1 protein-coding gene, 1 tRNA gene and 1 pseudogene are annotated in these 2,745 nt (G+C 63.5%); 1 reads left to right on the top strand and 2 read right to left on the bottom strand.

Features of this window, described 5'->3' with window-relative positions; all coding sequences use genetic code 11:
* Nucleotides 1–300: 300 nt before the first annotated feature.
* Nucleotides 301–377 (top strand) — tRNA-Asp (locus FS320_RS41320).
* Between the two features lie 141 nt (nucleotides 378–518).
* Here the strand turns inward: FS320_RS41320 and FS320_RS41315 are convergent.
* Complete coding sequence (locus tag FS320_RS41315; protein ID WP_152718380.1) at nucleotides 519–2,486, bottom strand: PhoX family protein; 1,968 nt, start codon at nucleotides 2,484–2,486, stop codon at nucleotides 519–521.
* Nucleotides 2,487–2,527: 41 nt separating this feature from the next.
* A pseudogene (locus tag FS320_RS47360) lies at nucleotides 2,528–2,745 on the bottom strand (hypothetical protein); the annotation flags it as partial.

Raw genomic sequence — 2,745 nt, 5'->3', positions numbered from 1 at the left:
ATGCGTTTGCCCGGCAAATGCGGCTCCATCCGATCCCACTGGTGATCTTTCAACATCAGACGAACTCCGCTCACCCAAGCCTCCGCGCCCAAAAGGAGCTTGAATCAGATTTGCGAGTCCGTCGAAAGCCTGAATGTCAACGCGCTCTAGTGTCGGCTATTGAGAATCCGGCCCCTGCCTGTAGCACAGGCAGGGTTGGGGATAAGCCAAGCATCATTTGACACCGGGCGCATTCACCGGTACTTGCGCGCCTCCATCGCGAGAAACGCCCCTTTCGGGCAGGCGATGCGAGAGCAATGCGCGGGCGTAGCTCAGTCGGTTAGAGTGCCGGCCTGTCACGCCGGAGGTCGCGGGTTCGAGCCCCGTCGCCCGCGCCACTCTCCCCACGCTGCGATGGCGGTACGCGGTTCCTCACTTTAACAACGGCATCAAAAAACGCGCATCCATGCACGCGAAAGAGCAAAGGAGCCGCAATGGGCTCCTTTGTCGTCTTGGTGCTTTGGGTTTTGCTCAAACCGTCAGGCGATCTTGCCGCCTCCCTGCTTCGTGACGACGAGCAGGGAAGGGCGCGGCGGCATTCCGTCCTTGAAGTCCGGCCAGCGCGTGATGGGATTGTCAAAGCTCACAGGTGCGCCTTCTTCCGCCTCGCCGGGATGCTGTACGGCCAGGAAAAGCGTCTCGTCATCGGGCGTGAAGAAGGGACCGCACATTTCCGCGCCGACCGGAACCCGGAAGAAGTGCTTGGACGTGCCGCGCATCTCGCCCTCGGTTTCCATGGCCCACAAGCCGTCCGCACGGCCTGTCGCCTTGGCATTGTTGCCGTCGGTGGAGATCCAGAGGCGACCCTGGCTGTCGATGGCGCAGTTATCGGGCATGCCGAACCAGCCGTTCCTGGTCGTTTCGGACGAGAAGGTCGCGCCGACCGATGCCACGGACGGGTCGCCGCACTTCACCAACACTTCCCAGGTAAAGGCGGTAGAGGCGTGATCGCCACCGTCCGGCATCATCTCGACGATGTGGCCGAAGGCGTTGTTCGCCCGTGGATTGGCGGCATCCACCTGGTCGTCCTTGCGGCGCGTGTTGTTCGTCAACATGACGTAGACACGGTTCGTCTGAGGATTGGCCTCGATGTCCTCGGGGCGGTCCATCTTGGTCGCACCTAGAAGATCCGCGGCGCGGCGGGTCTCGATCAGCACGTCGGCCTGGCTCTTGAAGCCGTTGGCCTCGGTGAGCGGTCCCTGTCCATGCACCACCGGAAGCCACGTGCCCTTGCCGTCCGGATTGTACTTGGCAACGTAAAGGATGCCCTCATCGAGCAGGCTGAAATTGGCGGCCCGGTTCCGCATGTCGACCTTGCCGGCGGTGACGAACTTGTAGACGTAGTCGAAACGCTCGTCGTCGCCGAGATAGATCACATAGCGGCCGTCGCTGTTGGTGATGCCGGCAGCGCCTTCATGCTTGGTGCGGCCGAGCGCGGTACGCTTGTTCGGCACGAAGGTGGGATCGAACGGGTCGATCTCGACGACCCAGCCGAAGCGGTTGGCTTCGTTCGGTTCCTTGGCGAGGTCGAAGCGGTCATGGAACTTGCCCCAGGCGTAGGCCGGCGTGCCGATGCCGTAGCGCTTGTAGTTCTTGGCCTCGGGATGAGTGTCGCTGAGTGCGCCCCAGAAATAGCCGTTGAAGTTCTCCTCGCAGCTGAGCCAGGTGCCCCAGGGGGTCACGCCGCCGGCGCAGTTGTTGATCATGCCGCGCACCTTGCGGCCGGTCGTGTCTGCGCAGGTCTTCATGCGGTCATGACCGGCGGCGGGGCCGGTGATGTCCATGGGAGTCTCGGCCGTGATCCGGCGGGTGTACTTGGAATCCTTGACCACCTGCCATTCGCCGTTCATCCGACGGATCTCGACCACGGCGCCGCCATGGGCCGCCATTTCGATATCCACCAGGTCCTTGGTCATCTTCGCGAAGGCGACGTCCTTGGCGTCCTGGATGCCGACGCCCGAGAACATCAGTTCCTCGTTGGTGTATTCATGGTTCGCCACGAGGAGGCCGTGGTCGCTGGAGCCGTCGATCGGGATATAGCCGACGAAATCGGTGTTGTAGCCGAACTGGCGCGCCTGCTTCTCGGGCGTCTGGCTCTTCGGGTCGAACTCGGGCGTATCGGGAAAGAGGGGGGCGCCCCAGCGCAGGAGCACCTTCGCATCGTAGCCTTCGGCCACGTGGTGGGTATGGTCGACGCCCGCTTCGATTTCCTTGAAGTCGAAGGAGAGACCGTTCGCCTTCTTGGCCGGCTGCTCATTGGCTGCCAGCGCGCGGGTGCCGACAGTCGCAGAGATCGCCGCGACGGCGAGCGAACCGCGCAGAAGGTCGCGCCGGTTGAAGCGAGTGGCGATGATCTCGCCCATCGTGAGATTTTGCGTCGGGTTCACTCCGACATCGCCTGAATCTTCCAGTTCGCTTGCGCGAAGGCGGGCCTTGTGCTCGTCCATATCGGCTTCTCCGTCTCTTGGGGACGAGAAGCGCATTAGTACTACAGCCGGGCCTTGCGTCGGCGTCGGGTGCGTTTGCGCCAGTGGCATTCGCGCGCCCGCTGCTGATGGCGCCGGCGCCACACCGACCAGTGCTCGACGGCCTCAACCGAAGGCGGCCGCTCCCACACCAGATGCCAGAGCAGACGGCGCACTTCCGGCACGGTGAGCGGCAACAGCCCCGCGGCGCGTCTGACGGGCGTCTCTCCCCCCGATGGCG

It is taken from the genome of Microvirga tunisiensis (assembly GCF_009296175.1).
GTDB classification, from domain to species: Bacteria; Pseudomonadota; Alphaproteobacteria; order Rhizobiales; family Beijerinckiaceae; genus Microvirga; species Microvirga tunisiensis.
This window is presented reverse-complemented; position numbering and strand designations above follow the sequence as displayed.

Bases quoted from the DNA above. Each gene is read 5' to 3' on its own strand.
- FS320_RS41315 (WP_152718380.1), bottom strand. From the start codon at position 2,486: ATGGACGAGCACAAGGCCCGCCTTCGCGCAAGCGAACTGGAAGATTCA.